General features: G+C 69.4%; 21 protein-coding genes. 13 read left to right on the plus strand and 8 right to left on the minus strand.

Annotated elements, in window-relative coordinates:
- Positions 1-25: 25 nt before the first annotated feature.
- The 4 genes from galT to AC5Y4S_RS00070 all read left to right on the plus strand — a co-directional run bounded on the left by galT (position 26) and on the right by AC5Y4S_RS00070 (position 4,070).
- The gene (galT, locus tag AC5Y4S_RS00055) at positions 26-1,186 is read left to right on the plus strand and encodes a galactose-1-phosphate uridylyltransferase (protein WP_500029087.1); all 1,161 of its coding nucleotides are present in this window, start codon (positions 26-28) and stop codon (positions 1,184-1,186) included.
- On the plus strand, positions 1,183-2,280 hold the full coding sequence (locus AC5Y4S_RS00060; protein WP_500029088.1) for a galactokinase: 1,098 nt from the start codon (positions 1,183-1,185) through the stop codon (positions 2,278-2,280). Before galT ends, AC5Y4S_RS00060 begins: the two co-directional genes overlap by 4 nt.
- Positions 2,277-3,038: an enoyl-CoA hydratase gene (locus AC5Y4S_RS00065; protein ID WP_500029089.1), complete on the plus strand. Its 762-nt coding sequence runs from the start codon at positions 2,277-2,279 to the stop codon at positions 3,036-3,038. Before AC5Y4S_RS00060 ends, AC5Y4S_RS00065 begins: the two co-directional genes overlap by 4 nt.
- Before the next feature lie 351 nt (positions 3,039-3,389).
- Complete coding sequence (locus AC5Y4S_RS00070; protein WP_500029090.1) at positions 3,390-4,070, plus strand: PAS and ANTAR domain-containing protein; 681 nt, start codon at positions 3,390-3,392, stop codon at positions 4,068-4,070.
- Here the strand turns inward: AC5Y4S_RS00070 and AC5Y4S_RS00075 are convergent.
- Both AC5Y4S_RS00075 and lpqN read right to left on the minus strand, forming a co-directional pair.
- Entirely contained in the window at positions 4,054-4,539 is a 486-nt protein-coding gene (locus AC5Y4S_RS00075; protein ID WP_500029091.1) for a hypothetical protein, read from the minus strand. The genes AC5Y4S_RS00070 and AC5Y4S_RS00075 overlap by 17 nt on opposite strands.
- Positions 4,540-4,616: 77 nt before the next feature.
- Positions 4,617-5,291: an envelope biogenesis lipoprotein LpqN gene (gene lpqN / locus AC5Y4S_RS00080; RefSeq protein ID WP_500029093.1), complete on the minus strand. Its 675-nt coding sequence runs from the start codon at positions 5,289-5,291 to the stop codon at positions 4,617-4,619.
- A gap of 155 nt (positions 5,292-5,446) precedes the next feature.
- Between lpqN and AC5Y4S_RS00085 the strand changes: the two genes are divergently transcribed.
- Positions 5,447-8,077 (plus strand): GH92 family glycosyl hydrolase, encoded by a 2,631-nt coding sequence (locus AC5Y4S_RS00085; RefSeq protein ID WP_500029096.1) that lies wholly within the window; start codon positions 5,447-5,449, stop codon positions 8,075-8,077.
- 6 nt (positions 8,078-8,083) lie between these two features.
- Here the strand turns inward: AC5Y4S_RS00085 and AC5Y4S_RS00090 are convergent, their stop codons facing one another.
- A complete protein-coding gene (locus AC5Y4S_RS00090; protein ID WP_500029098.1) occupies positions 8,084-10,471 on the minus strand; it encodes a flippase-like domain-containing protein in 2,388 nt (795 codons plus the stop codon).
- Between the two features lie 130 nt (positions 10,472-10,601).
- On the opposite strand from AC5Y4S_RS00090, the gene AC5Y4S_RS00095 reads away from it, so the two are divergent.
- Entirely contained in the window at positions 10,602-11,552 is a 951-nt protein-coding gene (locus tag AC5Y4S_RS00095) for a class I SAM-dependent methyltransferase (protein WP_500029099.1), read from the plus strand.
- 2 nt (positions 11,553-11,554) lie between these two features.
- Positions 11,555-12,496, plus strand: coding sequence for a class I SAM-dependent methyltransferase (locus AC5Y4S_RS00100; RefSeq protein ID WP_500029101.1), 942 nt, complete (start codon positions 11,555-11,557; stop codon positions 12,494-12,496).
- A gap of 69 nt (positions 12,497-12,565) precedes the next feature.
- On the opposite strand, the gene AC5Y4S_RS00105 is transcribed toward AC5Y4S_RS00100, so the two are convergent.
- On the minus strand, positions 12,566-13,273 hold the full coding sequence (locus AC5Y4S_RS00105; protein WP_500029103.1) for a TVP38/TMEM64 family protein: 708 nt from the start codon (positions 13,271-13,273) through the stop codon (positions 12,566-12,568).
- 123 nt (positions 13,274-13,396) lie between these two features.
- Here AC5Y4S_RS00105 and AC5Y4S_RS00110 point away from each other — a divergent pair, with 123 nt between their 5' ends.
- Genes AC5Y4S_RS00110 through AC5Y4S_RS00120 form a run of 3 tightly spaced genes read left to right on the plus strand, consistent with a single transcriptional unit; the run spans position 13,397 to position 15,058 of the window.
- Positions 13,397-14,386: a hypothetical protein gene (locus AC5Y4S_RS00110; RefSeq protein ID WP_500029106.1), complete on the plus strand. Its 990-nt coding sequence runs from the start codon at positions 13,397-13,399 to the stop codon at positions 14,384-14,386.
- Positions 14,387-14,432: 46 nt separating this feature from the next.
- Positions 14,433-14,660 carry an antitoxin gene (locus tag AC5Y4S_RS00115; protein WP_500029107.1) on the plus strand — a complete coding sequence of 76 codons (228 nt, stop codon included), beginning with the start codon at positions 14,433-14,435 and terminating at the stop codon, positions 14,658-14,660.
- Positions 14,657-15,058, plus strand: coding sequence for a TA system VapC family ribonuclease toxin (locus tag AC5Y4S_RS00120; RefSeq protein ID WP_500029108.1), 402 nt, complete (start codon positions 14,657-14,659; stop codon positions 15,056-15,058). Before AC5Y4S_RS00115 ends, AC5Y4S_RS00120 begins: the two co-directional genes overlap by 4 nt.
- Before the next feature lie 18 nt (positions 15,059-15,076).
- On the opposite strand, the gene recD is transcribed toward AC5Y4S_RS00120, so the two are convergent.
- From recD to recC, 3 genes are read right to left on the minus strand one after another with little or no spacing between them, the layout of a single operon-like run.
- Positions 15,077-16,801, minus strand: a complete 1,725-nt coding sequence (gene recD / locus AC5Y4S_RS00125) for an exodeoxyribonuclease V subunit alpha (RefSeq protein ID WP_500029109.1) — start codon at positions 16,799-16,801, stop codon at positions 15,077-15,079.
- Positions 16,786-20,097: an exodeoxyribonuclease V subunit beta gene (gene recB, locus AC5Y4S_RS00130; protein ID WP_500029110.1), complete on the minus strand. Its 3,312-nt coding sequence runs from the start codon at positions 20,095-20,097 to the stop codon at positions 16,786-16,788. The genes recD and recB overlap by 16 nt, the downstream gene beginning before the upstream one ends.
- On the minus strand, positions 20,098-23,385 hold the full coding sequence (gene recC / locus AC5Y4S_RS00135) for an exodeoxyribonuclease V subunit gamma (RefSeq protein WP_500029111.1): 3,288 nt from the start codon (positions 23,383-23,385) through the stop codon (positions 20,098-20,100).
- A gap of 72 nt (positions 23,386-23,457) precedes the next feature.
- Here recC and AC5Y4S_RS00140 point away from each other — a divergent pair, with 72 nt between their 5' ends.
- From AC5Y4S_RS00140 to cynS, 3 genes are all read left to right on the plus strand, one after another.
- A complete protein-coding gene (locus tag AC5Y4S_RS00140; RefSeq protein WP_500031989.1) occupies positions 23,458-23,973 on the plus strand; it encodes a nitroreductase family protein in 516 nt (171 codons plus the stop codon).
- 28 nt (positions 23,974-24,001) lie between these two features.
- The gene (locus AC5Y4S_RS00145; protein WP_500029113.1) at positions 24,002-24,751 is read left to right on the plus strand and encodes a class I SAM-dependent methyltransferase; all 750 of its coding nucleotides are present in this window, start codon (positions 24,002-24,004) and stop codon (positions 24,749-24,751) included.
- 121 nt (positions 24,752-24,872) lie between these two features.
- Positions 24,873-25,328 carry a cyanase gene (gene cynS, locus AC5Y4S_RS00150; protein WP_500029115.1) on the plus strand — a complete coding sequence of 152 codons (456 nt, stop codon included), beginning with the start codon at positions 24,873-24,875 and terminating at the stop codon, positions 25,326-25,328.
- A 128-nt stretch (positions 25,329-25,456) separates the two neighbouring features.
- On the opposite strand, the gene AC5Y4S_RS00155 is transcribed toward cynS, so the two are convergent.
- Complete coding sequence (locus AC5Y4S_RS00155) at positions 25,457-26,152, minus strand: crotonase/enoyl-CoA hydratase family protein (RefSeq protein ID WP_500029116.1); 696 nt, start codon at positions 26,150-26,152, stop codon at positions 25,457-25,459.
- Between the last annotated feature and the right edge of the window lie 11 nt (positions 26,153-26,163).

Here is a 26,163-nt window from a genome sequence, read left to right on the forward strand (position 1 = left end):
TCGGGCCCGTTGGTAGAGAACAGTGATGCGATACCCCCTCGTCGGCCGGACACCCCATGGTTACCCGAAAGGCGCCGGGCGGCCCAGGCTAGTGTTCGACGTCGTGAGGGCGCCTACGCGGGCAACGCTGGCCGACGGCCGGGACCTCCTGTTCTTCGCGCTGCCCGGGCACCGTCCGGCGCCGGTCGAAGACCGCAGGCCGTTGCCGCCGCGGGCCCCGGACCAGTCGCAGCTGCGATACGACCGCTCGACCGGGCAGTGGGTGATCGTCGCGGCGCTGCGCCAGGACCGCACCTACAAGCCGCCCGCCGACCAGTGCCCGCTGTGTCCGGGACCGAGCGGCCTGACCAGCGAGGTGCCCGCCCCCGACTACGACGTCGTGGTTTTCGAAAACCGGTTCCCGAGCCTGTCCGGCGGCGGGCAGCCCGTCGGTGCGCCCGCCGGTGACGGCTTCGTCTGCGCCCCGGGCCACGGCCGCTGCGAGGTGATCTGCTTTTCCAGCGACCACGCCGGGTCGTTCGCGGAGTTGGAACCGGCGCACGCCCGGCTGGTGATCGAGGCGTGGCGGCACCGCACGGCGGACCTGATGGCCACACCGGGCATCGAGCAGGTGTTCTGTTTCGAAAACCGCGGTGAGGAAATCGGGGTGACGCTGACCCACCCGCACGGCCAGATCTACGGCTACCCCTTCGCGACGCCGCGCACCGCCGCCATGCTGGCGCAGGCGCGCGAGCATCGAATGCGCCACGGCTCCAACCTCTTTGCCGACCTGCTGGCGGGCGAGTTGGCCGACGGCTCTCGCATCGTCGCGCGCACCGAGCTGTTCACGGCGTTCGTGCCGTTCGCGGCGCGCTGGCCGGTCGAGGTGCACCTGTACCCGAACAGGTTCGTGCACAACCTCCTCGACCTCCGCGAGGACGAACTCGATGCGTTCGCGCACATCTACCTCGACGTGCTCGGGCGGTTCGACCGGATGTATACGACTCCGCTGCCGTACATCTCGGCCCTGCACCAGTTCGCCGCCACCGCCGCCCAGGACGACGGCTACTTCCACGTCGAGCTGATGTCGATCCGGCGCAGCGCCACCAAGCTCAAGTACCTGGCGGCCTCCGAATCGGCGATGGACGCGTTCATCAGCGACGTCACGCCCGAGGCCGTCGCCGCGCGGCTGCGGGAGCTCGGATGACGGTCCGCTACGCCGCCCCCGGGCGGGTCAACCTGATCGGCGAGCACACCGACTACAACCTCGGCTTCGCGCTGCCGATCGCGCTGCCGCAGCGCACCGTGGTGACCTTCACGCCCGACCGCACCGATGGAATCACCGTGCACAGCCAGCGCGCGCAGGGCGCGGTGCGATTTCCGCTCGACACCTTCCCCGGCCAGGTGACCGACTGGGCCGCCTACGTCGCCGGGGTGGTGTGGGCACTGCGTCAGACCGGGCAGCCGATACCCGGCGGCACGATGTGGATCACCAGCGACGTGGAGATGGGATCGGGCCTGTCCTCCTCGGCGGCGCTGGAATGCGCGGTCCTGGGGGCGATCGCGGCGGCCGCCGGCATGCGCATCGACGAAAAAGAGCAGGCGCGGCTGGCCCAGCGCGCGGAGAACGACTATGTCGGCGCCCCAACCGGTTTGCTCGACCAGCTGGCCTCGCTGTTCGGGCAGCCGTCGACGGCGCTGCTGATCGACTTTCACGACCTCAGCCTCACGCCGGTGGCCTTCGACCCCGACGCGTCCGGGGTCGCGCTGCTGCTGATCGACTCCAGGGCCCGGCACAGCCACGCCGGCGGCGAATACGCCGCCCGCCGCAAGTCCTGCGAGCGCGCGGCCGCCGACTTGCGGGCGTCGTCGCTGCGCGAAGTCTGGGATCGCGGACGCGCGGAGTTGAGCGCAGTCGGCAACCCGATCGATGCCCGCCGCGCGCGCCACGTCCTCACCGAGAACGGCAGGGTGTTGGATTTCGTTGCGGCATTGGGTGATTCGGATTATGTCGAAGCCGGCCACATCTTGACCTCGTCGCACGTCTCCATGCGGGACGACTTCCAGATCACGACCGAACACATCGATCTGATCGCCGATACCGCGGTGGGCGCCGGCGCGCTCGGTGCCCGGATGACCGGCGGCGGATTCGGCGGCTGCGTGATCGCGCTGGTGCCGGAGCGCCGGGCGGACGCGGTCGCCGATTCGGTGCGGCGGACGGCGCTCGCCGCGGGTCACCCACGGCCGATCATCACCCGGACCCGCGCAGGCGCGGGCGCGGGGCCGGAGGGGGAGTCGTGACGCAGCCGCTGGCATCGGCCGACCACGACGGCATTCGAGTGCTGACCCTCAACCGGCCCGATGCGCGTAACGCGTTGAGCCGCAACCTCGTCGAGGCGCTGTTCGACGCGCTGTGCGCCGCCGACGACGACGAAGGCGTGGCCGTCGTCGTGCTGACGGGTGCCGACCCCGCCTTCTGCGCGGGAGTCGATCTCAAGGAGGCGGCGGCCCGGGGCGGGGACTACTTCGCGGTGTACGAATCACACAACTGCGTCACCCGCGTCGGCGAGATGCGCACGCCCGTCATCGGCGCTGTCAACGGCCCGGCGTTCACCGGCGGCCTCGAAATAGCGCTCGGCTGCGACTTTTTGATTGCTTCCGAGCGCGCCATCTTCGGCGACACCCACGCGCACGTGGGCATCCTGCCGGGCGGCGGCATGACCGCTCGGCTGCCGCAACTCGTCGGCGCGGCGATGGCGCGGCGCATGTCGATGACGGGGGAGATCGTCGACGCCCGGCGGGCCGAACAAATCGGGCTGGTCACCGAGGTCGTCGCCCACGCCGACCTGTTGCCCCGCGCGCTGGAGCTGGCCGCCCAGATTGCGGCCGTGCCGACGGTCACTATGCGGGGGCTCAAGGAGATCTATCGGCGGGGATCGGCGGCGGTCGTCGAACCCGCGCTCGCCGCCGAACAGAGCATCGCCGGCTCGCAGGCCCCCGCGGCAGATCTCGACCAGGCCTACCGCAGAGTCGCCGAGCGCAACCGCCGGCAACGGTGACGCTAGCCGTTACGACGGCCATAGCTGTAACGTAACGGCTATGACCAGGGGTGCGTGCTCGATGTGCGGCGCCGGTTTCTCGGGCCGGTCGGACGCGATCTACTGCTCGTCGGCGTGCCGGCAGAAGGCTCACCGGGCGCGAACGGCCCGCCGGACCGCCGCGCTGCGCCAAACCGTCGGGCGAAGCTTCGTGGGGACACGGGACAGCGCCGAGGCCAGCCGGTCGCTGCAGATTTCCGTCGCAAATTCCTTGCAACGCGCGCGGCAGCAGGTGGATCGATCCCGCGAACTGTGTCGCCTCTCAGAGCGCCGGCTGCGGCAACGTGACGCACTCTTGCAGGGACGGGCGCCATGGCTTGGCAACTAGACGGCCAAGCGGCGGCCGTCGAACAGGCGCTGGCGGGCGGTACACCGCAGTGCGCCGGCTGGTTCCGCTTCTATTTCGAAGACCGACGCTGGGAATGGTCCGAACAGGTGCAGCGCATGCACGGCTATGAACCCGGAACGGTGACTCCGACCACCGAGTTGGTGTTGTCGCACAAGCACCCCGAGGATCGTCGCCAAGTGGCCGCGACCATCGACGACATGGTCAAGAATCGTCAGCCGTTCAGCGCGCGGCACCGCATCGTCGACACCCGCGGCGCGGTGCACCACGTGGTCGTGGTGGGCGATCAATTCTGCGACGACGCCGGCGAGGTGATCGGCACCCACGGCTTCTACATCGACGTCACGCCGGCGCCCACCAGAAAATCCGAGGACGCCATCACGGCGAAAGTCGCCGCGATCGCCGAGCGTCGCGGCGTGATCGACCAAGCCAAGGGCATGCTGATGTTGGTCTATGGCGTCGACGACGATGCGGCTTTCAATCTGCTCAAATCGCTTTCCCAGGCGCGCAATATGAAGCTATGGCCGCTGGCGCGGCAGATCGCCGAGGACTTCGCCGCGCTGGGCAAGGAGGCCATCACCTCGCACTCGCGATTCGACCAGCAGCTGCTCACCGCCCACCTGCGGGCGGCTAGCCGGCCGGAGTGAAGCGGACCGCCCCCAGGTGCATCCGGTCGACGGCTTCGGCGAACTCTTCGCGGGTCGGGATGCGCCCATCGCGGAACTTCAGCCCGATCATTCGCTGCGCGCGCTGCACACCGTAGGACTCGGCGCAGCGGTGGAAAAGGTCCGAGACGATGGTGCGGTCGCGGATGAGCTCGCCGCGCATGGACGTCGTCTTGCCGTCGTAGACGACGTCGGCGGTCGCGCCGCCGCGGAAGTTCTGCTTCCACGGGGCGCCGGTCAACGCATACAGCTCATGGTCGATTACGTGGGCGCTCACGGGAATTGTGAACTCCCGCCCCGTCTTTCGCCCAGTGAAGCTCAACACCATCAGCTGCTTGCGTGCCGGTCCGGCAAGCGGGGTGCGGAGCAGGAACCCGAGCACGGGGTTGACGAGACGCAGTAGCGCCGACGGGGGGTGTGCGGCGTCTATGGCGTGCGACTGTTCTGGCATGCCAACACCGTAAGGCCAATCGGGCGCCGCGGCGTAGGGAGTTTCACCGCCGCGGCGCCCCGAAAGGCGGCCGACGATCAGGGGGTGATGGTCGTCTGGTCGTCGATGATGTTGGCGGCGTCCATCAACGGCGCCTCGTCGGCCTGCAGCGCGTCGGCGTTGAGCTGCAGCACGTAAACCGCGCCCTGGCTGGGGATGACCACCGTCTTCTGCGCGACGGTCCGCGTCTTGCCGTCCCTCTGGTAGGAGCCCTTGAGCTGCCAGGCCTGGAAACCCCCGAGCGTGGAGGCCGCGCCGTTGCCGGTGCCCTGGTAGCCGGGCAGTCCGAGTACCTCGTTGGGCGCGTACTGGATGATCTTCGCCGGGTCGACGTCACCGGTCAGTTTCGAGTAGAGCGCCGAGATGGTGGGCGGATCGGACGGATTGGACGGCTGCGCCAGAACGATGCCGCCGTACGACGTGCCGGCGTTCTGGTTGATCTGCCAGCCTGCGGGCACCGGCAGGTCGACGTTGGGCCCGGGATCCCCGTGGTGCACCGGAGTCTCGGTGATGTGGGCGTCGCGAATGTAGTCGGCGATCGTCGGACCGCCCTGCGCGCTCGGCGTCGCCGAGGTTTTCGAGGTGGTCGTTGAAGTCGACGTTGACGTCGAAGTGGATGTCGACGTCGACGGCGATGATTTGTTGCTAGAGCCGCACGCCACGAGCGCCAGACTAAGCGCCACGGTAATGGTTGCTGCGGTCAAGTGTTTCATAAGCAAACCTCCCGAAGATTGGGCCGGTACCAGCGCCAGCCACGCGGAATGAGACTAGCCGACGAAGGTGGCAAACGTTGCTAGTGAATTTCTCCGAACTTCCGGCATCGCCGAAATAACCCGCGATGCGGCGCTCATGCAGTAAGAGAACAGCTATGCGGTCACGCGCCCGTTATCGGGCCCTCATCGCGTTGGTCGCGGCGGGCGCCGTGTTCCTGACGTTCGTCGCGGCGGCCCCGCCGATCGCCTACGATGGCGAACCCCCGCTCGTGACCGATCCCGTCGACCACGTCGACACCCTCATCGGCACCGGGACGGGCGGTGAGACCGTGGGGGAGATCAACAACTTTCCCGGCGCCTCCGCGCCGTTCGGAATGGTGCAGTATTCGCCGGACACCGTCGGCAACTACGCCGGCTACAACTACGACAACCCGCGCTCCAGCGGGTTCAGCATGACGCACGCCTCGGTGGGTTGCGCCGCGTTCGGCGACATCTCGATGCTGCCGACCACCACACCGATCGGCGCGCAGCCGTGGAACGCGTGGGAACGGATCGCCCACGACGACACCGAGCAGGGCCAGCCCGGGTACTACACGGTTCGGTTCCCCGGCACCGGCGTGACCGCCGAACTCACCGCCACCACCCGCACCGGCGTCGGCCGGTTCCGCTACCCGCGCAACGGCCGGCCCGCCTTGTTCCACGTGCGTTCCGGTGCGTCGCTGGCGGGCAACTCGCGCGCCACCATCCAGATCGGCGAGGACAACACCACGATCACCGGGTGGACGACCAGCGGCGGGTTCTGCGGCAAGAGAAACACCTACACGGTGTACTTCGCGATGAAGTTCAGCCGGCCGTTCGTCTCCTACGGCGCCTGGGACGGCTATTCGGTGGTCGCCGGCGCCCGCACCGCGGCGTCGCCCTACAGCGGGGGCTACGTGGAGTTCCCGTCCGGCTCGGCGATCGAGGTGCGGACCGCGATCTCCTACGTCGGCATCGACGGCGCGCGCGCGAACCTCGCGGCCGAGGGCGGGGCCGGCTTCGACCAGGTGCGCGCGGCCGCGGTTTCCGAATGGAATGCCACGCTGTCGTGTATCGCGGTGGCCGGGCGCAACATTGGCAACCTGGACACCTTCTACACCTCCCTGTACCACTCGCTGCTGCACCCCAACACCTTCAACGACGCCGACGGGCGCTACATCGGCTTCGACGGCCTCATCCACACCGTGGAAAAGGGGCGCACCCAGTACGCCAACTTCTCCGACTGGGACACCTACCGGGGCCTGGCCGCCCTGCAGGGGCTGCTCTTCCCGAAACAGGCCAGTGACATGGCCCAGTCGCTGGTCAACGACGCCGAGCAGAGCGGTTCGTTTCCCCGTTGGGCGCTGGCGAATTCGGCAACCGGCGAGATGACCGGAGACAGCGTGGTACCGCTCATCGCGAACCTATACGCCTTCGGCGCCAAGGATTTTGACGCCCACAAGGCATTGCGCTACATGGTGCGCGCGGCGACCGAGGGCGGCATCGGGTTGGACGGCTACGTGGAGCGACCGGGCATCGCCACCTATCTGCGGTTGGGTTACCTACCGGACACGGCGGGGTTCGGCGCGGGCGCTTCGATCACGCTCGAATGGTCCGTCGACGACTTCGCCATTTCCCGCTTCGCCGAATCGCTCGGCGACGCGGCGACAGCCACCGAATTTCAGTACCGGGCGCAGTACTGGCAGAACTTGTTCAACCCCAGCACCCGGTACATCTCGCCCCGCAACGCGATGGGATTCTTTCCCCCCGGCCCGGGATTCGTAGAGTCCGGTTCGGGTTTCGGCCAGGAGGGGTTCGACGAGGGCAACGCCGAGCAGTACGTCTGGTGGGTACCGCACAACGTCGCCGGCTTGGTGACCGCTCTCGGCGGCCGAAGCACCGTCGCCGGCCGGCTCGACCGGCTCACCGAAGAGCTGAACGTGGGTCCTAAGGAGCCGTATCTGTGGGCCGGCAACGAACCGGGCTTCGGGGTGCCCTGGCTGTACAACTACGTCGGCCAGCCCTGGAAGACTCAGCTCACGGTCGACCGGGTCCGCGGACTGTTCGGCCCGACGCCCGACGGCGCACCCGGCAACGACGACCTCGGCGCGCTGTCCAGCTGGTACGTCTGGGCCGCGCTCGGCCTGTACCCGAGCACCCCGGGGACGCCGATCCTCACCGTTGCCACGCCGTTGTTCGACCGCGCCGTAATCGCCCTTCCGCAAGGCGGTTTCATCCGGATCTCCGCCCCGGGAGCGTCCGGCCCGCACCGCCTGAAATACATCGGCGGCCTGTCCGTCGACGGGGAGGCCACCGACCGCACCTGGATCCCGGAGCGCGTCGTCCGCGACGGGGGAGAGCTGAAGTTTTCACTGGCCGCCTACCCGGACAAGGCGTGGGGCACCGCCGAGTCCTCCGCGCCGCCGTCGTTCGGCGCGGGAAGCTCGGCCGTGACCGTCAATGTCTCGCGACCCACCGTCGCGATCGCGCCCGGGCATACCGGCACCGTCAAGGTCGACCTGCAACGGATGGTCGACGGCGTCGACCGCTACCGCATCACCGGCACGTCCTCCGACGCGGGGGTCACGGTGGCGCCCTCGTCCGGTCAATTTGGCGCCGACGGATCGGCCACCGCGGACGTTCAGATCGCGGTGGCGCAGCCGGTGCCCGACCAGTACTACGCGGTGTTCCTCAGCACCGCGGCCGGCGAAACCGTCAGGGGGTCAGTAGTTTCCGTGCTCGTTCGCAGCGGTACCGACGAGCCCTGACTCCGGTCAGATCATTTCGTTCTCGGTCAGCCACCGCATCACCGGCCACCCGGCGAACACGGGCAGCCAGCAGGTCAGCACGCGGTAGAGCAGGACCGACGGCACGCCGACGGCGGCGGGGATGCCGAACGCGGCCAGGCCACCGATCAGGGCGGCCTCGACGGCGCCGACACCGCCGGGTGTCGGGGCGGCCGAGGCCAGCGTTCCGCCGACCATCGTCACCACCGTGCAGGTGACGAACGAGGCGCCGCCGCCGAACGCTTGGACGCTGGTCCAAAGCGCCAGCGCCGCACCGAGAGTCGTCCCGGCGCACCCGAGCACGATCAACCCCAGCCGCTTCGGTTCCCGGGCAACCTCCGCGAGGTCGCCGGCCACCTCCTTCACCCTCGGACGCAAGTCGGTCGCCAGCCATCGCCGCAGCCTCGGCACCAACAGAAAGGTGCCGACGATGCCGAGCGCGACACCCGCGATCAGGTACAGCACCGTGGCGCTCGGGACGTAGTGCCCAAGGTCCATCGACGCGCCCGCGACGGTGCTGAACAGGATCAGCAACACCAGGTGCATGATCACCTGCACCGCTTGCTGCATCGCCACCGCGGTGGTGGCCCGCACCGCGGACAGCCCGCCGCCCTTCTGCAGATACCGCGTGCTGAGGGCGAGGCCGCCGACCCCGGCCGGTGTCGTGGTCGCGGCAAAAGTGTTGGCCACCTGGGCTATTGACAGCTTCCAGAAGACCACCGATTCGTCGGCGCTCGCCCATAAGGCAGCCGCCGCGCCCACGTATGTCAGCGCCGATATCACCAGGCCCAGCAGTGCCCACCACCAGTTCGCCCTACTCACCTGGGAAACGAACGTCGGCACGGTGCTGATGAACGGGTACGCGACGTAGACCAGTGCGACCAGCAGCACCAGCTGAATGACCTGCCTGCGGGTGAACCGGGTGATCGTTTCGGTCTTGATCTGGTCCGCGCCGGTTTGACGCTTCACCTCGGCGCGGGTGCCGGATATGACGGCGCCGGCATCGACGATCGATCGCCGGATCTGTTTGGGCATCGCCGTTTTGGTGAGCCGGCGCGAAGCGGCGAGCACGGTGTCCTTGCCGAACGCGTCGATCGCCGCGCCCACCGCGGACTCCGCGTCGTACAGCGCCGACGTCGTCACCAACAGTTGTGCGATGTCGGACTGGAGCTGGGTCTCGGTGGCCCCGTACTCGGCGTTGCCGAACCCGCCGAAGAGGACCGTTCCGTCGTCGACGGTGATCGTGGTCGCTCGCAGGTCGCCATGGGAGATCTGGTGGTCGTTGAGGGCGCGTAGCGATTCCCACGAGCGCTCGACCGGGGTCGTCATGGCGCAGTGGTCGAGTGTCGTCCCCCGAATGGGCTTGTGGGAGTACAACATCCAGCCCCGGTCGAGGGGGGCCACGGCGATTGTCGACGTGTTCGCCAGGCCCAAATCACCGATGGCGATGGCCATCAGCGCGCGATGCTCGACGGCGCGGCGCATCGACGCCACCAGGGGCGCGGTCTCCCTGGCCCGGAGCCGCAGCTTGCGCCACAGCTGAACCAACGCGCCGCCGCTGCGCTGGTGCGGGCCGTACAACTCGATCAACGCCTCGTCGGCGGCCGAATCGGAATCCCAGCAGGCCGCCGACAGCACGAGCGGCCCCGGCCCGGCGGGCCGGACCACCCGAAGCTCGGAGACCACGCGTCCGCGTTTGGCCAGCGCGCGCACCGTGGCCTCCAGGGGCACCTCGAGGGCGGGGGTGCCGACGACCAGCACCACCAGCGCGCCGACGAACCACCCGACCGCGAGCCCGAGCAACGAGCGCGCCGGGACGATGGCGCTGATGAACAGGTGGATCGGCACGAAGGCCAGCAGCAGCGTCCACCACCAGTGCCGCCAGCGCGCGGGCAGCCAGGGACCCGAGACGGTCAGGACGGCCGCGAGCATCGCGATCCACCGCGGGTCGTCGAGGATCTGGGCCAGCGCGGTTTGGGGCCGGTCCGTGAGGTCGAAATGCCAGCGGGGCGCCGAGATGCCGGTGCCGCTTATCGAGAGCGGGAGTACCGCGAGGAGAGCCGCGGCCGCGTAGGCGCCGAGCATTTTCCATTGCCGCGCGGCGATCAAACCGAACAGGATCGCGAACGGCAGAGCCAGGATCGCGATGCCGTATACCAGGTACACGAGATCGGATTGGGTTGGCGTCAGCACCCCGACGATCTCGGAGATGGACTTCTCCAGCGCCACCCATTGCGGCCGGGTGATCAGCGAGCCGGCGATCACGATCGCGAAGAACACCACGGTCGCGGCGAGCCGAAGGATGTCGTTGGTTCGCCGGGTGATCGGTTGCAGCAGGTTGCCCGAAACGCTGATTTCGCGCCCGTCAACCCGCATGTCGAGACCTTAACCGGATACCTGGGCGCCAGCGTGGATGAACCTCGCGGACAGCTTGCTCACATGAGACGCGCGTAGGGTCGGCGAAGGTATATAGGTAGTTGAGCTAGTCGAATTGGGGGACACGAGGGTGACCAGAACCGACAACGACACCTGGGAGATCACCGAGAGCGTCGGCGCCACGGCGCTGGGCGTCGCGGCGGCCCGCGCGGCGGAAACCGAGAGCGGCAACCCGCTGATCAGCGACCCGTTCGCGCGGGTCTTCCTGGACGCCGCCGGCGAGGGAATGTGGAACTGGTTCGCGGCGCCGGACCTGCCCGCCGAGATCGCCGAGGCCGAACCGGACCTGGTGCCCCGGATGAAGCGAATGGTCGACTACATGGCCGCCCGGACGGCGTTTTTCGATCAGTTCTTCCTCGACGCGACCCGCGCGGGCGTGCGCCATGTGGTGATCCTGGCCGCGGGCCTGGACTCGCGGGCGTGGCGGTTGCCCTGGCCCGACGGCGTCACGGTGTACGAGCTCGATCAGCCCGGTGTGCTGGAGTTCAAGTCCTCGACGCTGCGCGAGCACGGCGCCGAGCCCACGTGCAACCTGGTGCACGTCCCGATCGACCTGCGCCACGACTGGCCGGCCGCGTTGCGGCAGGCGGGGTTTGACCCGTCGGTGCCGAGCGCATGGTCGGCCGAGGGGCTGCTGCCGTTCTTGCCGGCGGCCGCCGAGGAGCTGCTCTTCGAGCGCGTCCACGCGCTGGGCGCCGCCGGCAGCCGGATCGCTGTGGAAGCGCATGGTCCGGACTTCCTCGACGAGGCCGCGCACGCGAAGCAACGCGAGACGATGCAGCGGATCCGCGACCTGATGGCCCGGCTGGAGCCCGACCGCGAAATCCCCGACGTCCAGGACCTGTGGTACTTCGAGGAGCGCGAGGACGTGGGGGACTGGCTGCGCCGGCACGGCTGGGACGTCACGGTCACGCCCGCTGAGGAGCTGATGGCCCGCTACGACCGTCGGCCCCCGCAGGACGTCGAAGACGCCGCCCCGAAGACGCTTTTCGTGGCCGCCGAGCGTAGCGAGAGGGAGTGAGCGTGGCAAGGACCGACAACGACAGCTGGGAGATCACCGAAAGCGTGGGGGCGACGGCGTTGGGCGTGGCCTCGGCGCGCGCGGTGGAAACCGAGAGCGAGAACCCGTTGATCAGCGATCCGTTCGCGCGGGTTTTCCTCGACGCCGCCGGCGACGGGCTGTGGAACTGGTATTCCGCGTCCCAGCTGCCCGCCGAGGTCCTTGCGGCCGAACCGAGTCTGCAGTTGCAGATGAAGGCGATGGTCGGCTATATGGCTTGCCGCACGGCGTTTTTCGACCAGTTCTTCGTCGCCGCCAGCGAGGCGGGCATCCGCCAGGCGGTTATCCTGGCGGCGGGTTTGGACTCGCGCGCGTGGCGGCTGCCCTGGCCGGACGGCGTCACGGTGTACGAGCTCGACCAGCCGCGGGTGCTGGAGTTCAAATCGTCAACGTTGGACGAGCACGGGGCGCAGCCCGCCTGCAATCGCATCGCCGTCCCGGTGGACCTGCGTCAGGATTGGCCGACGGCGTTGCGGCAGGCCGGTTTTGACGCCTCGGCGCCCAGCGCCTGGTCGGCCGAGGGCCTGATGCCCTATCTGCCCGCCGCGGCCCAGGACCTCCTCTTCGAACGCGTCGACGCGCTCGCCGCCGACGGCAGCCGGGTCGCCGTGGAAGCGCTGGGGCCGAAGTTCCTCGACCCCGAGTTCCGCGCGAACCGCCGCGCGCGGATGGAGCGCATCCGCGCACTGGTGACCAAGCTAGATCCGCAGCGCCAGATCCCCAACAACGAGGAACTGTTCTACTTCGAGGAGCGCGAAGAGGTCGGCGACTGGTTCGCTCGCCACGGCTGGGCGGTGACGGTGAAGTCGGCCGACGAGCTGATGGCCTCCTACGGCCGCAAGGCCCCCGCCGAGGTCGCCGACCAGGTGCCGGGGAACTTGTTCGTGGCGGCGCAGCGCGCGTAGCCGCTTTGCGCCGAGGGAAAGTTGCACCTTCGGTGATCCCACGCTCAGCCGACCGGCGGGCTGAAGCCCCTACGCCTTCTCGTCGGCGCCGCCCCGGGCATGCGCCCGCCATTTCCGAAATCCGTGCCGCGCGGCGAACGCGCCGATGATGGCGCTCACGCACCACACCGCGATCGCCGCATACGCCAGCGGCGACGACAGGTGCCTGATGGAGGCGCCCAGCGCGGTGTAAGCGAAAGCCCTTGGCGCCGAACCGATCAGCGAGCCCACCGCCATCTGCCACAACGGAACTCCGAAAGCCCCGAACGTGTAGGAGGCGAGCGCGTCGGAGATGCCCGGCACGAATCGCTGCCCCACGACCGCCCACAGCCCGCCCCGTTCGATCATCGCGTCGATGCGCTCGGCGCGTTGCGGCCCCAGCAGGGCCCGCGCGCTGTCCCGGCCGGCCCGGCGGCCGATGCGGCTCGCGACCACCGCGGTGCCCACCGCCGCGCCCAGCGTCACGAAGACCCCGAGCAGCGGACCGAACAGCATCCCGCTGCCCGCCGCCAGGATCGAGCCCGGCACGAACAGCGCGCCGAGGACCCCCGACACCACGACATAGGCCAGCGGCGCCGCCGGCCCCGTCGCCGAGACCGCGCGTCGTATCGCCTCGATGTCGATGACTCGCGCGATGGCCACCAGGTAGAACATCACGGCCAGGAACGCGGCGAACACCGCGAGCCGGATGATGTGGCGGCGCCGGGATACAGGTGGGGATTCCTCGTTGTCGACCATGCTGTTGGCAATTCTTCCGCACCCGGCAGTGACGAAGGCGCGTTCCTTGCTTGTCGGTCCCTGGCGGGACACTCGGTGCGGGCGACGCGATGCCAGGGATCGCGTCAGAGGGGACGGGTTGCTATGGGAAACAGGGCGAACTTTGTCGTCGTGCAGGATCGGGATTGGCGGCTCTATTACTCACATTGGGCGGGCTGTCGCATACTCGATGCGCTGATCGGCGGGCCCGAGCTGGCGCTACGGTATGCGCAATCACTGCGGCGTTGCCGCAAGGACGAGTGGGTCGATCCGCTGTGGGCTGATGGCGGCGCGGTTGTGGATCTCGACCATGGCCGGGTGTTGTTCTTCGGCGACGAGCTGATGGTGGAAATGAACGAACGCCGGGCACTGATGGGCGTGCTGGCCGCGGTATGGCCGGGATACTCCATCGGTTGGGCATACGACGGAACAGCCGAACTCGCGGAATATGTGGGCGCCAAATTGCCGCCGCACAGCTGGGACAGCCAACCAAACCTCCGGATTGCCGACGATGGAAACGCGCTGTGTCATCTTGTTTCTGTGCTCGACGGCACGGGACAGGTCCGCATGTGGCCGCTGCGGTGGGGCCTCAGCATGGCGTGGCACGGACCCGCATTGCTGGGCAGGCTACCGGGCCGCGGCGCTCAGAGCTTGGCGCTCGGCGAGATCCCGGAGGGCGGCGTACATATTGACGTTGCGCGAAAGACGCTGGGAGCGTGGCATACCGCCGACACCATGGGCATTTTTCAGGCTCTGCCGGAGCTATGGAGTGGATGGCGGACTGAGTGCTGGGAGGACGGTTTCGAGGAACAGGCGGCTCGATGCGGAAGCGCCTTGCGGCTTCCGGAACTGGATCTTGCCCACGGGATCGACAGAGCTCGGGCGCGGATCCGCAGTCGGGTGTATCAGAGATTCACGGACAGTCCGGCAGGGCAGGTGCTCGAATTGTCCAAGCTGCTCGCACCCATCGGGCCCGGTCTGGTGGTGAGCGACGATGCGCTCGCCAAGTCCGGAGTCCTTCCGCGCGACCGCGAGTGGGCGCGCTTCGTCGAGGCATGTGACCTGTACGGGAGGGGCCACTATGAATCGGCGTGAACTGACTGCATTGACGCATCATGATGCACTGATGCTAGGATTAATTGTGCGCACGACCGTCGATTTGCCGGATGACCTGCATCGTCAGGCACTGGCGATCGCGCGAGACACGCACCGCACGCTGAGCCAGACCGTCGCCGACCTCATCAGGCGCGGCCTGGGAGCGGGCAGCGCCACCACGATCGCCATGGATTCGAGGACCGGACTGCCGTTGGTGAGCGTCGGCACGGTTGTCACCTCTGAGGACGTGCGCTCGTTGGAGGATGAGGAGTGACGGCGCTGCTCGATGCGAACGTCCTGATCGCGCTGGTCGTCACCGAACACGTGCATCATGACGCCGCAACGGATTGGCTGGCGTCGTCCGACGCTAGCTTCGCTACGTGCCCGATCACACAGGGGAGTCTCGTCCGGTTCCTGGTGCGGATGGGCCAACCCGCGGCGACAGCACGCGACGTCATCCACGCCGTCGCGAACGCAAAAAACCACGAATTCTGGCCCGACAGTGTCTCTTTCGCTGATGTGGCGGTCGGTGGTGTGGTCGGCCACCGACAGGTGACCGACGCTTACCTCGCCCAACTGGCGCGCAGTCACAATGGTCAGTTGGCGACCCTCGACAGCGGCCTGGCGCACCTGCATAGCGACGTCGCGATGCTCATTCCAACGGCAAACTGACCTCCTGCGGCGGGCAGGTCAGCGAGCGGTCTGCAGCCTGCGCGCCAGCCCGCTCGCCCGCACCGCCCGCCGCCCGATCGCGGCGCGCACCGACGGCTCCGAACCGACCACCCGGACCTTGACCTTGGCGCGGGTCACCGCGGTGTAGAACAGCTCCCGGGTCAGCAGCCGCGAATCCTCGGGCGGCATAAGGACCGTCACCTCGGCGGCTTGGCTGCCCTGGCTCTTGTGGATCGTCATCGCGTGCATGGTCTCGATGTCCGACAGCCGGCTGGGGGCGAAGTCCAGCGGTCCGGTGGCGCCGGCGATGACGGCCCGCAGCCCGTCGGGGCCGGCCACCACTACCCCGGCGTCGCCGTTGTAGACCTTGAGCCCATAGTCGTTGGCGGTCACCAACAATGGCCGGCCGGCGTACCACGCCGAGAAAGCGGGCTGACCCGTCTCCTCGGTGAGCCAGCGCTCCACCTGTCGGTTCCAGTGCGACACCCCGTACGGACCGCGCCGGTGCGCGCACAACAGCCGGTGCTCGTCGAGCGTCGCCAACGCCACGTCGGCGGCGCCGAGCACCGCGGCCTCCCGCACCCGCAGCGCGTGGGAGACCAGCATTTCGCGCAACCGATCGGCCGGGTGGTCGGAGTCGATCCACTCGACGTGCTCCCCGCCGGCACGCAGCAGCGCCACCACCCGGTCTTGGTCGCCGGTCCGGATCGCTTCCGCCAGCGCGCCGATCGACTCGCCGAATCGGTGGGGCGTGCGCAGGGCGGCCACCCGGATGTCGCGACGGGCGGCCAGCCCCTCCACCAGGTCCGCGAGCACGGCGCCGGCCTCCACCGAGGCGAGCTGGTCGGGATCGCCCACCAGGATCAGTCGGGTGTCCGGGCGCACGGCCTCTAGCAGCCGGGCCATGATGGTCAACGACACCATCGACGTCTCGTCGACGACGATGACGTCGTGCGGCAGCCGGTTGCCGCGATTGTGCTTGAACCGCACCGACGTATCCGGCCGTGCGCCCAGCAGCCGGTGCAGCGTGGTGGCCCGCAGGCCGGCCAGGCGCGCCCGGTCCGCCGCGTCGTCGAGATTCTCGACCTCGGCGGCCACCGCCTCGGCCAGCCGCGCCGCGGCCTTGCCGGTCGGCGCGGCCAGCGCGATCCGGGGCCGCGGAACGCCGGCGAGCTCGGCCTGGCCGACCAGCAGCGCCAGCAGCCGTGCCACCGTGGTGGTCTTGCCGGTGCCGGGGCCCCCGGTCAGCACCGTAACCGCCTGCGACAGCGCGATTTCGGCGGCCGTTCGTTGCTCGTCGTACCGTGGCGACGGGAAGAGCCGCTCCAGGGCGGGCACGCCGCCCACCGACCCGGATACCGAGAGCGCCAACAGGTCGGCGCACACCTGCTCCTCCTCGAGCCAATATCGATCCAGGTAGAGCAGGTCACCGAACAGCCGCAGCGCGGGCGGCGATCCGAGCAATGGGCTGGCCCGCACCGCGGTCAGCCAATCGTCGGCGCCGGGCCATGGGAGCTCGGCCATGCCGAGCTGCGCCGCCACCGCCCGAAGGTCCACACACACCGAACCGCCCCGCAGCGCGCGCACCACGAGCGCGATCGCCAACGCCACCCGCTCGTCGGGCTCGCCGGCGAGCGCGGTAAGGCGCTGCGCCACATGGACATCCGCCGCCTCGAAGACGCCGGCATCGCCAAATGGCCGCAGCAATCCATCGATCGCCTGCACCGTCACGCGGCCGCCCACCCCGCGTCGAGCAGATCCGACAACCCCGCAACCAGCGACGAGGGCGGGCGCCAGCTGAACACCCCGGACGGATGCCCGTCGATGAGAGGCGTGTCCGCCCCGCACATCCCGCGTACAAAGAGGTAGAGGACACCCCCGAGATCGCGGGCGGGATCGTAGTCGGCCACCCGCCACCGCAGAAACCGGTGCAGCACAACGCTGTACAACAGCGCCTGCAGCGGGTAGTCGGAGTGCAGCATCGCCTCGGCTAGCCGCGGCCGGTCGTAATCCGCGGACGTCAGCGGCCGCTCCGGATCGCCGAGCCAGTTGGTCTTGTAGTCCACCACCACATAGCGATGCCGCGCGCCGTCGGGAATGCGCAACACGGCATCGACCGAGCCGGTGAGGTAGCCGCGCAACGACTGGCTGCCCAGCACCGGGCCCGTCAACCGATCGGCGTAGGAGGCCAGCGCATCGCCGGCAGGCAACTGCTCGCGCAACAACGCTCCCACATCCGCCAACAGAATCTCCGGTGCCGCCGCGCGCAGATCGCCGCCGGCCAGCGGGAACTCAAAATCCAACTCCCGCAACCGATCCCGCAGGCCGATCTGCCGCAGCGTCAAACCGCCGGCCAGCGGGCCCAACGGGGTGTCGTGCATCGGCACCAGCGCACCGGCCAGCACCTCGGGCGCCACGTCGACCGGCCACCACACCGAGTGCTTCCGGATCTGGGCCTCGAGCTCGGCCGCCAGATCGCCGGCCAGCGGGTCGGCGGTCTCCAGCACCGCGTGCACCAGGGTGCCGAACTTCGCGCCCGTCGGCAGGTTTGCCATCGGCGAGGGCAGCTGCGGCCCGGAGGCGTTCTCCGACAATGGAACCGCGCCGGATTCGTCGTCGAGCTCGGTGATCTCGGGCTCGCTGCTCACCCCGGCCGAGACCGAGGTTTCCGTCACCCGGATGAGACCCGAGTAGGACGTGCGCCGCCAATCGGTGTCGATGGTGCGGTGGAAGTGGCGGTAGTCCAGGTCCGACGACACCGGCTCGGGCGGCATCGACGGCAGGGCCCGGGCCACCACCGACTCCTCGATCACCGGGCCGCCCGCCGCCTCCCATTCCCGCAGCCGCGCCATCGCGTCGTCGTCGGAGATCTTGGCGGGCTCACAGCGGTCGGGGACGTACGACTCGCCCGGCCGGCGGCCGCGCAGCAGTCGTGACAGGCCGCCGTTGGGCTCGTCGTAGGCCGGCGACCACCACGCGACCACCTGCGACTGCGCCCGGGTCATCGCGACGTAGGTGAGCCGGCTCGCGTCGCCGGCGTCCTCCTGACGCCCGAGCGTCTCGACCCTCGGGAAGTCGGGGCTGTCGCTGCCGCCGACGTGCAGGCAGCGCACCCTGTCGTCGTGGAACAGCACAATGTCGCGTTTCGGCACACTGCGGTTGAATGCGAACGGCAGGTACACGATCGGGTACTGCAGCCCCTTGCTCACGTAGACCGTCATGATCTGCACGGCGGCCGCGTCACTGTCGAGCCGCCGGTTGCGTTCGGTCGACCCGCTGCGTTCGTCGCGCTGGCGGCGCAGCCAGTCGCGCAGCGCGGGCAGGCTGTAGTGCTCGCGGTGCGCGACGTCTCCCAGTAACTGCGTGATATGTGCCAGGTCGGTCAGGTGGCGCTCGCCGTCCTGCCAGGACAACACGCGATCACCCATGCCCAGCAGCTGCGCGGCCTCGAAGATCGCCGCGACACCGCGTTCGCGGGCGTGCCCGGCCCACTCCCGCAACGTTTCCGCGACGCGGTCGGTCAGCGCGTCACCGCCGGCCGCTAGCGATTCCGCGGTCTCGCCGAAGAACATCGTGGCCGCCGCGGCGCGGACCATGCCGGGGCGGTGCGGTTGATCGAACGCCTCCAGCAGGCACAGCCAATCCTCGGCGGCGTCCGACGTGAAGACGTCGGAGTCGCCGGTGTATACCGCCGGAATGCCCGCATCGCACAGCGCCCGAAAGCAGGCGGCGGCATCCTTGTGCCTTTCCACGATCACGGCGATGTCGCGGGCCTGCAGCGGCTCGCCGTCGAAGGTCGGCCCGGCCGCGAGCAGGGCGCGGATGTCGGCGGCCAGGTCGGCGCCGATGTGCCGCCGCAAATCCTCGATCGGCATGTTCGCCAAGCCCCTGCGGCCCAACGCCGTTCGCGGCACCACCCGCAATCGGAACGGATCGTTGTGGGGGGCACCGGCAAGGCGGTGACCCTGATGGTGCGCCTCGACTTCGCCGACCACGATCGCGGGGTCGCCGAGCTGGGCGCCGCGGAGCACCACCTGCAGGCGTTCGACCAGCGCCGCGTCGCTGCGCCAGTTGGTGCCCAGCGTCTTTCTCTCGCCCGCGGTCTCGGCCGCCCGCAGGTAGGTGTCGATGTCGCCGCCGCGGAACGCGTAGATGGCCTGCTTCGGGTCGCCGATCAGCACGACGGTGGAGCGCCCGCTGAACGCACGATCGATGACCTGCCACTGCACCGGGTCGGTGTCCTGGAACTCGTCGACCATCACGATCGGCCAGCGTTGATGCATCCGCACGCGGGCGGGCGAATCGCCGGTGGCCAGCGCGTCCGCCAGCCGGCTCAACAGGTCGTCGTAGCTCAGGACGCCCAACTGCCGCTTGCGGGTATCCAGCTCGGCGAGAACATCTTTCGCGAATGCGACGCACACCGCCGCCCGCGAGCCGGGTTCGGGGTCCAGCGGCCGCAGCTGCGCCGACGGGTTGTTGGCCACCTCGCGGGCCAGGCGCAGGGCGTCGCGGTAGGCCAGCGGCGGATCGTCGCGCTGCTGGCCGAAGTGGGACAGATACAGATCGTCGACGATTTCGGTGACGAGCTCGTCGAGGCTCTCGATCAGGGTCACGTTCGCGGTGGTGTCGCCGGCCACGCCGAGCGAGCGCAACACCAGCTGGCAGAACTGGTGGGTGGTCGCGATGGTCGCCGCATCGAATCCGGCCAGCGCGTCTCGGAGCCGCTGCCTGCGCGCCGCGCGCTCCTCGTCGGTGCCGTCCAGCAGGTGGGCGACCAACTCGTTGTCGCCGATCAAGCGCGGGTCCTCGAATGCCGTTACGGCGGCGACGATCTGACACCGCACCCGCTCGCGCAGTTCCTGGCTGGCGGCCCGGCCGAAGGTGATGAGCAGCATCTGGTCGAGCGTCGCCGCGCCGTCGGCGAGGTAGCGGGTCACCAGCCCGGCCAGCGCGAAGGTCTTGCCGGTTCCCGCGCTGGCCTCCAGCACCGTGGTCGAGCGGTCGGCGGGCAGCGGGCCGAGCAGGTCGAAGCGCTCCATCTAGGTCGGCCTCCGCTCGGCGCGCAGCATCGGCAGCCAGAGCCGGGCGGCGTAGGCCCCGAGCCGGGTGTCTTCGCCGTCGTACTCCTCACCGGGGCGCGGGGCCTGCATCAGGTCCTCCAGCCGCGCGTTCCGGCCCCAGGCCCGCACGTGCGCAGGGGCCTCGTTCTCGCCCGGATAGTTAGCGGATTTCCAGCGATATTCGGCCTCGCGGACGGGGTCGTCGCCGCAATGCCGGGCGGCCGCCCAGGCATAGGATGTCTTGACGGGCAATGGAATCGGCTCCCGACGCCCGGCGTCGTAGATCGCCACCAGGTCGCGTAACACATCGACGGGATCGCCTGCCGGCCGCCCCAGCCCCTCCTCCCGCGGGGTGGTGCCCCGCCGGGCGCGGCCGAGGCACACCGCCGTCCAGTCGCGGCCCGGGTCGTGAGCGATCAACGCCAGCAACGGGATCCACGATTCGAGCAGGTGCTTGCCGTCCAACCTGGAATAGGTGACCGACACCAGGCGATCGCCGTACACCGGCGACACCGTGCCGGTGAGGCGGCGCCCGGGGCCGAGCTCGACGTCGACGTCGTAGGCCCGTGCGTCCGCCCGCCGATGCCGCCGCGCTGCGGTCGCGAGCAGGGCGGCTTGATCGCGAATCTCGGCCGCCTTGCGCCAGCCCAGCTGGCCCGGCGGCAGCGTGCCCCGGCGCCACTCGGCCTGGCGCGCGTCGTCGGGCGTCATGCCGCGCAGGATGTCGCCGAGCATCCGGTCGCCGACCGTCCACTCCTCGAGGGCGTTGAGGTCCACGGGCATGGCGTCCTGCACCCCGTCGACGTCGCGGGGCAGCGTGAATTCCAGGGCGCGGAAGAAGCCCTTCACCGGATCCTTGAAGAAGTCGACGAGGTCGGCGAGGATCACGTCGTCGGGCGGCGGTGGCGGCAACGGCCCGGAGATGAACGGGGGCCGCTCGCCCCGTTGGCCGCCGGCCACTCGCGCCGCGCGTAGCACGGTCTTGTCGAAGCTGAACGGGACGTTTGGCACCAGGGCTCCGGGCTTGACGTTGTCAATGTCGAACGGCTGCAACGGATGCTCGACGAGGACGCGCTCGCGGACGCCGTCCGGCACGGTCATGTCGAGGGTGTCCAGCAATTCGGCCAGCGGCACCGCCGGCGGGCGCGTCTGGCCGGAGTATTCGTTGGCGCCGGTGTAGGTGATCACCAGCTTCTCGGTGGCCGCGCCGATGGCGTCGAGCAGCAATTGCCGGTCCTCCGAACGGATGTCGCGTTCACCGGTCATCGGGTTGCGCGCCAGCACGTCGTCGCCGTCGACGACGCCCAGGCGCGGGAACACCCCGTCGTCGAGGCCGACGAGGCACACCACCCGGTGCGGCACCGAGCGCATCGGCACCATCGTGCACACCGTCAGCGTGCCGGTGCGGAAGTTGGCCCGAGTCGGGCGCCCGGAGAGATGTCGGTCGAGCAGGGCGCGGATGTCGGGCAGCCGCAACACGGTGTCCGCGCGCGGGCCGGCGTCGGCCAGCACCTGGGCGAACTCACGCTGCATCTGGCTGGTCTGCCAGAGGTCCGTATCGTCGACGCGGGCCAGCAGGGTGATCCCCTCGGTGAGGGCGGCCAGCCACTCGCGCAGCGGCCGCGCCCCGGTGAGCGAGTCGACGACGTGTTGCAGCCGGCAGACGAATTCGGCCAACTGCCCGGCCAACTGGACGCGGTTGCTGCTGACGTCGTCGAGGGGGAGGGTGGCGTCAATCCAGGCGTGCGAGTCGTCCGACATCGCGACTCCGGTCAGCACCCGGTCGATGCCGAAACGCCAAGTGTTGTGCACGAAGTCGACGTGATACGGCCGCCGGTGCTCCTGGTCGAAGCCCCAGCGGATGTTCGCCTGCCGGACCCAGCGGGCGATGGCCTCCAGGTCGTCGTCGGTGAAGGCGAAGCAGGCGCGCACCGGTGCGGCCTCGGCGAAGTCGAGCACCTCGCTGGCGGTCACCCGGCTGCCCGCCAGCGCCAGCAGCTGCGCGGCCACGCCGAGCAGCGGATTGGTCTGGCTCGGCGAGCGGTCGGCAAGCCGCACCCGCAAGCGGTGGGCGGGATGCGCGCCGTGCACCACGTCGCCGAGGCCGAAGTCGGCGACGATCAGCGCCGCGTAGGTCTCGATGTCCGGGCACATCACCAGGATGTCGCGCGGCTGAAGCGTCGGGTCGTCCTGCAGGAGGCCGAGCAGCACCTCGCGCAGCACGTCGACCTGCCGGGCCGGGCCGTGGCAGCTGTGTATCTGGACGGAGCGGTCGTCCGCGGCGAGCTTGCGCCCATGGGGCCGAACGGCATTGGCCGCGATGTCGGACTGCAGCCAGCCGAGCAGCGTGTCGGGGCGCCCCGGGCCGGGAAGATATTCGTCGGTCCGCGGATCCGTCGGCAGGCTGCGTTGAAGCTCGCGCAGGTCCCGCCCGAGCGTCGCCAGCAGCGGGTGTCGCACGTCGCGGTGGCTGACGTCGGCGCGGCGGGGGATCGCGCCGTGGGCGCCGGCCAGCGCCCGCCAGAGTTCGTCGCTGGGATGCGGCAGCCACAGGTGCAGGTCGTGGTGGGTCGCCAGCGCGTCGAGCAACTGCACGTCGGTGCACGCCAGGCGGGTGTGCCCGAACAGCGACAGCCGCGCCGGCAGGTCACTCGGCCCTTCCCGCAGCCGCCCTACGGTCTTTTCGTGGCGCACGTGCGGGGGGTCCGCTTGCACGCGCCCGACCAGCGCCCGCCACAGCTCCGGCTGCCAGCGCAGGTCCTCGTCCAGGTTTTCCGTGTCGCCCGCCAGCCAGTCGGCCAGCAATTGCGGCCGCTGCCGGGCGTACGACGCGAATAGCCCCGCCAGCCGGCGCGCCGTCGCATACCGTCGGGCCCGGCGCAGCTCCGACTCCTCGCCGCTGTGGAAGTGGCCCAAATGTGTTGCCAGCGTTACGCACCACGGCTCGTCGAGGCTGCAGTCGATGACCTCCAGCAGCGGCCACGTCATCGCCTCCGGCGCCCACGGGTCGTCGTCGACGGTGCCGGTGATTTCCGCTATCAACGATGCCGGACTGCGGAACGCCACGCCCGCGCACACCCCGTCGCCGCCGGCGGGCCCGGACCCCAGCGCGTGCGACAACCGCTGACTGAGCCAGCGCTCCACGCCGCGCGCGGGCACCAGCACCAGCTCCTCGGCGAATGGGTCGGCCTGGGGGTTGGCCAGCAGGGCGCCGAGAGCGTCGGCGAGCAGGTCGGTGCGTTCGGCGCGGTGGAGATGGAGGGCCATTGCGCTGCCACCATAGAACGCCGCACCGACGGGCGGGGATGATTCTGCGCCGACATGCCGTTCGAAACGGTTATGGAAGCTTGGGACGCGATCAGCGCGCGGCGCAATGTGCGGCAGTACAAACCGGAGCCGGTGTCGGAAGAAGACCTGAACCGCATTGCCGAGGCGGGCTGGCGGGCGCCCTCGGCGAAAAACCGGCAGCCGTGGGACTTCGTCATCGTCACCGACCGTGATCAGCTGCAGCAGCTGTCCACGGTGTGGCAGGGCGCCGGTCACATCGCGGCGGCCCCGGCCGCCATCGCCATCGTTGTGCCCGAGCCGCCGGACCAGCGCAGGCTGGTCACCGACACCTACGACATCGGCCAGGCCACGATGGCGATGATGATCGCGGCCACCGACCTGGGCGTCGGGACGGGCCATTCGTCGGTGGGCGATCAGGACAAGGCGCGCGCCATCCTGGGCGTGCCCGACGACCACCAGGTGGCCTTCCTCCTCGGCGTCGGGTATCCCGCCGACCGTCCGCTCACCCCGATCCGCAAGCCGAATCGGCGCCCGTTCGCGGAGGTCGTTCACCACGGGCGGTGGTGAGCGCAGGCGACCGAATACGCTTGTGCTCGTGCATGATCACCGCGGCGACTACGGAATCGATGGATCGTTTCACACCATCTCGGCGCGCACCCAGGGCATAGGCGTCGTGGCACAGGCCGCCGCCCTGGCCGCGTGGGCCGGGATCAGCTGGGCGCGCGGCAGGCGGGCGAGGGCGGCGCTGACGGGAGGATCGGCGGCGGCCATGCTCGCGGCGACGTTCTCGTACGTCTACGCGACGCGCTCGGGCAAGTTTGTCGTCTGGGACCGAGTGCTCGACGAGCTGCGGCTGCGCGGCGACGAGACGGTGCTCGACTTGGGCTGCGGGCGCGGCGCGGTGTTGATGGCCGCGGCCAAGCGGCTGCCGCGGGGCCGGGCGATCGGGGTGGACCTCTGGCGGGCGGACCAGACCGACAACTCGCTGCAGGCCACGCTGACCAACGCGGCGCTGGAAGGGGTCGCCGACCGCGTCGAGGTGCGCACCGGCGACATGACCGCCCTGCCGCTGGCCGACGAAAGCGTGGACGTCATCGTGAGCAACCTGGCGATCCACAACATCCCGACTCGCGCCGGCCGGCGCAAGGCCCTCGACGAAGCGGTTCGCGTGCTGCGCCCAGGCGGTCGACTCGCCATCGCCGATTTGTGGGAGACCCGCAACCACGCGGACCGGCTGCGCGAGCTGGGCTGGCGAAACGTCAAGCGGCGCAACCTGGGATGGCGCATGTGGTACGGCGGGCCCTGGTTCTCGACTCGCCTCGTCACGGCCACCAAACCGGGTTGAGGCGCGGCAGGTAGGGGATATGGGTCGCCGCAGAATTCGATAACGCGGGTGATATCAGATTCGCAGAGCGTGTTTGTCCGCCGACATGAGCCTGTGCCAAACCGGTGCAATGCTGATACGCATGACGAGAAACGAACTCACCGAACAGATCGTCGTCGCGCGGTTGGCCAAGGGGCTGACCTGGCAGGAGCTGGCCGACGCGATCGACAGGCCGGTGCTATGGACCACTTCGGCGTTGCTGGGCCAGCACCCGATCCCCGCCGAGCTAGGCAAGGTCCTCGTCGAAATGCTCGGCCTCGACGAGTCGGCGGTGCCCGTGCTGGCGGCCCCGCCCATGCGCGGCGGCCTGCCCACCGCCGTGCCGACCGATCCGACCATCTACCGCTTCTACGAAGCCCTCCAGGTGTACGGCGGCGCCATCAAGGAACTCATCCACGAGCAGTTCGGCGACGGCATCATGAGCGCGATCAACTTCAGCGTCGACCTGCAAAAGCGGCCGCACGCCTCCGGTGATCGGGTGGTCGTGACATTCGACGGGAAATTCCTTCCCTACCAATGGACGTCAGCCGACGATTGACCCGCGCACGGGTGAAGTGACGGCGCGCGGCGTACGTGTCACACTGGCGACGAGGAGGCGAGCAACGCGGTGGCTAGGTCTTTCACCTGCCGCCGTGTTCGCCTCCTCAGCTCATCAGCGCCCGCGGCTCAGAGCCCGAACTCGGCCTCTATCCCGTCGATTCCGGCGCGGATGGCCTTGAGCGCCTCGGCGCGGGCGCGCAATTTGGTTGCGGCGTGGGCGTGTTGGTGCAGGCTGGCGAATTCACGCGCGGCCTCCTCGGCGCGGCTGACCACGATCTCGGGCAGGACGATTTCGTCGACAAAGCCCGCCGCCAGGGCGGTTTCGCCGAAGAACGTCTTGGCCAGCCCGGCGGCCTGCTGGTAGGCGGACTGCGTCAGCCGCAGTTTCATGATCTCCAAGGCCGCGTATGGGATGACCATCCCGATCGCGACTTCGTTGGCCTGGATGTTGTAGGCGTGGGCGGCAACCCGGTGGTCGCCGGACGACAGCAGGAACGCGCCCATCGCGATGGCATGGCCGGTGCAGGCCATCACCACCGGCTTCGGGTAGGACAGCAGCCGGTAGGCCAGCTCGAAGCCGCCCCGGAGCATGTCGATCGCGGGCTGCGCCTGGCCCGAGGTCAGGATCTTCAGGTCGAAGCCGCCGCTGAACACCCGGTCGTTCCCGGTGATCACCAGCGCCCCGGCGTTGTCACTGTCGGCCCGGTCGATCGCCTCGTTGAGCGCCTGCTGCATGGTCGGGCCCAGCGCGTTGACTTTGCCGTCGTCCATCCTGATGACCGCGATGGAGTCCTGCTTGCTGTAGTGGACCGGGCCGCTCATAAGTTGCTCCT

Source organism: Mycobacterium sp. NGS64, from assembly GCF_059812245.1.

Bases quoted from the DNA above. Each gene is read 5' to 3' on its own strand.
- galT (WP_500029087.1), top strand. From the start codon at position 26: ATGCGATACCCCCTCGTCGGCCGGACACCCCATGGTTACCCGAAAGGC.
- AC5Y4S_RS00060 (WP_500029088.1), top strand. From the start codon at position 1,183: ATGACGGTCCGCTACGCCGCCCCCGGGCGGGTCAACCTGATCGGCGAG.
- AC5Y4S_RS00070 (WP_500029090.1), top strand. From the start codon at position 3,390: ATGGCTTGGCAACTAGACGGCCAAGCGGCGGCCGTCGAACAGGCGCTG.
- AC5Y4S_RS00075 (WP_500029091.1), bottom strand. From the start codon at position 4,539: ATGCCAGAACAGTCGCACGCCATAGACGCCGCACACCCCCCGTCGGCG.
- lpqN (WP_500029093.1), bottom strand. From the start codon at position 5,291: ATGAAACACTTGACCGCAGCAACCATTACCGTGGCGCTTAGTCTGGCG.
- AC5Y4S_RS00085 (WP_500029096.1), top strand. From the start codon at position 5,447: ATGCGGTCACGCGCCCGTTATCGGGCCCTCATCGCGTTGGTCGCGGCG.
- AC5Y4S_RS00090 (WP_500029098.1), bottom strand. From the start codon at position 10,471: ATGCGGGTTGACGGGCGCGAAATCAGCGTTTCGGGCAACCTGCTGCAA.
- AC5Y4S_RS00105 (WP_500029103.1), bottom strand. From the start codon at position 13,273: ATGGTCGACAACGAGGAATCCCCACCTGTATCCCGGCGCCGCCACATC.
- AC5Y4S_RS00110 (WP_500029106.1), top strand. From the start codon at position 13,397: ATGGGAAACAGGGCGAACTTTGTCGTCGTGCAGGATCGGGATTGGCGG.
- recB (WP_500029110.1), bottom strand. From the start codon at position 20,097: ATGGAGCGCTTCGACCTGCTCGGCCCGCTGCCCGCCGACCGCTCGACC.
- recC (WP_500029111.1), bottom strand. From the start codon at position 23,385: ATGGCCCTCCATCTCCACCGCGCCGAACGCACCGACCTGCTCGCCGAC.
- AC5Y4S_RS00140 (WP_500031989.1), top strand. From the start codon at position 23,458: ATGGAAGCTTGGGACGCGATCAGCGCGCGGCGCAATGTGCGGCAGTAC.
- cynS (WP_500029115.1), top strand. From the start codon at position 24,873: ATGACGAGAAACGAACTCACCGAACAGATCGTCGTCGCGCGGTTGGCC.
- AC5Y4S_RS00155 (WP_500029116.1), bottom strand. From the start codon at position 26,152: ATGAGCGGCCCGGTCCACTACAGCAAGCAGGACTCCATCGCGGTCATC.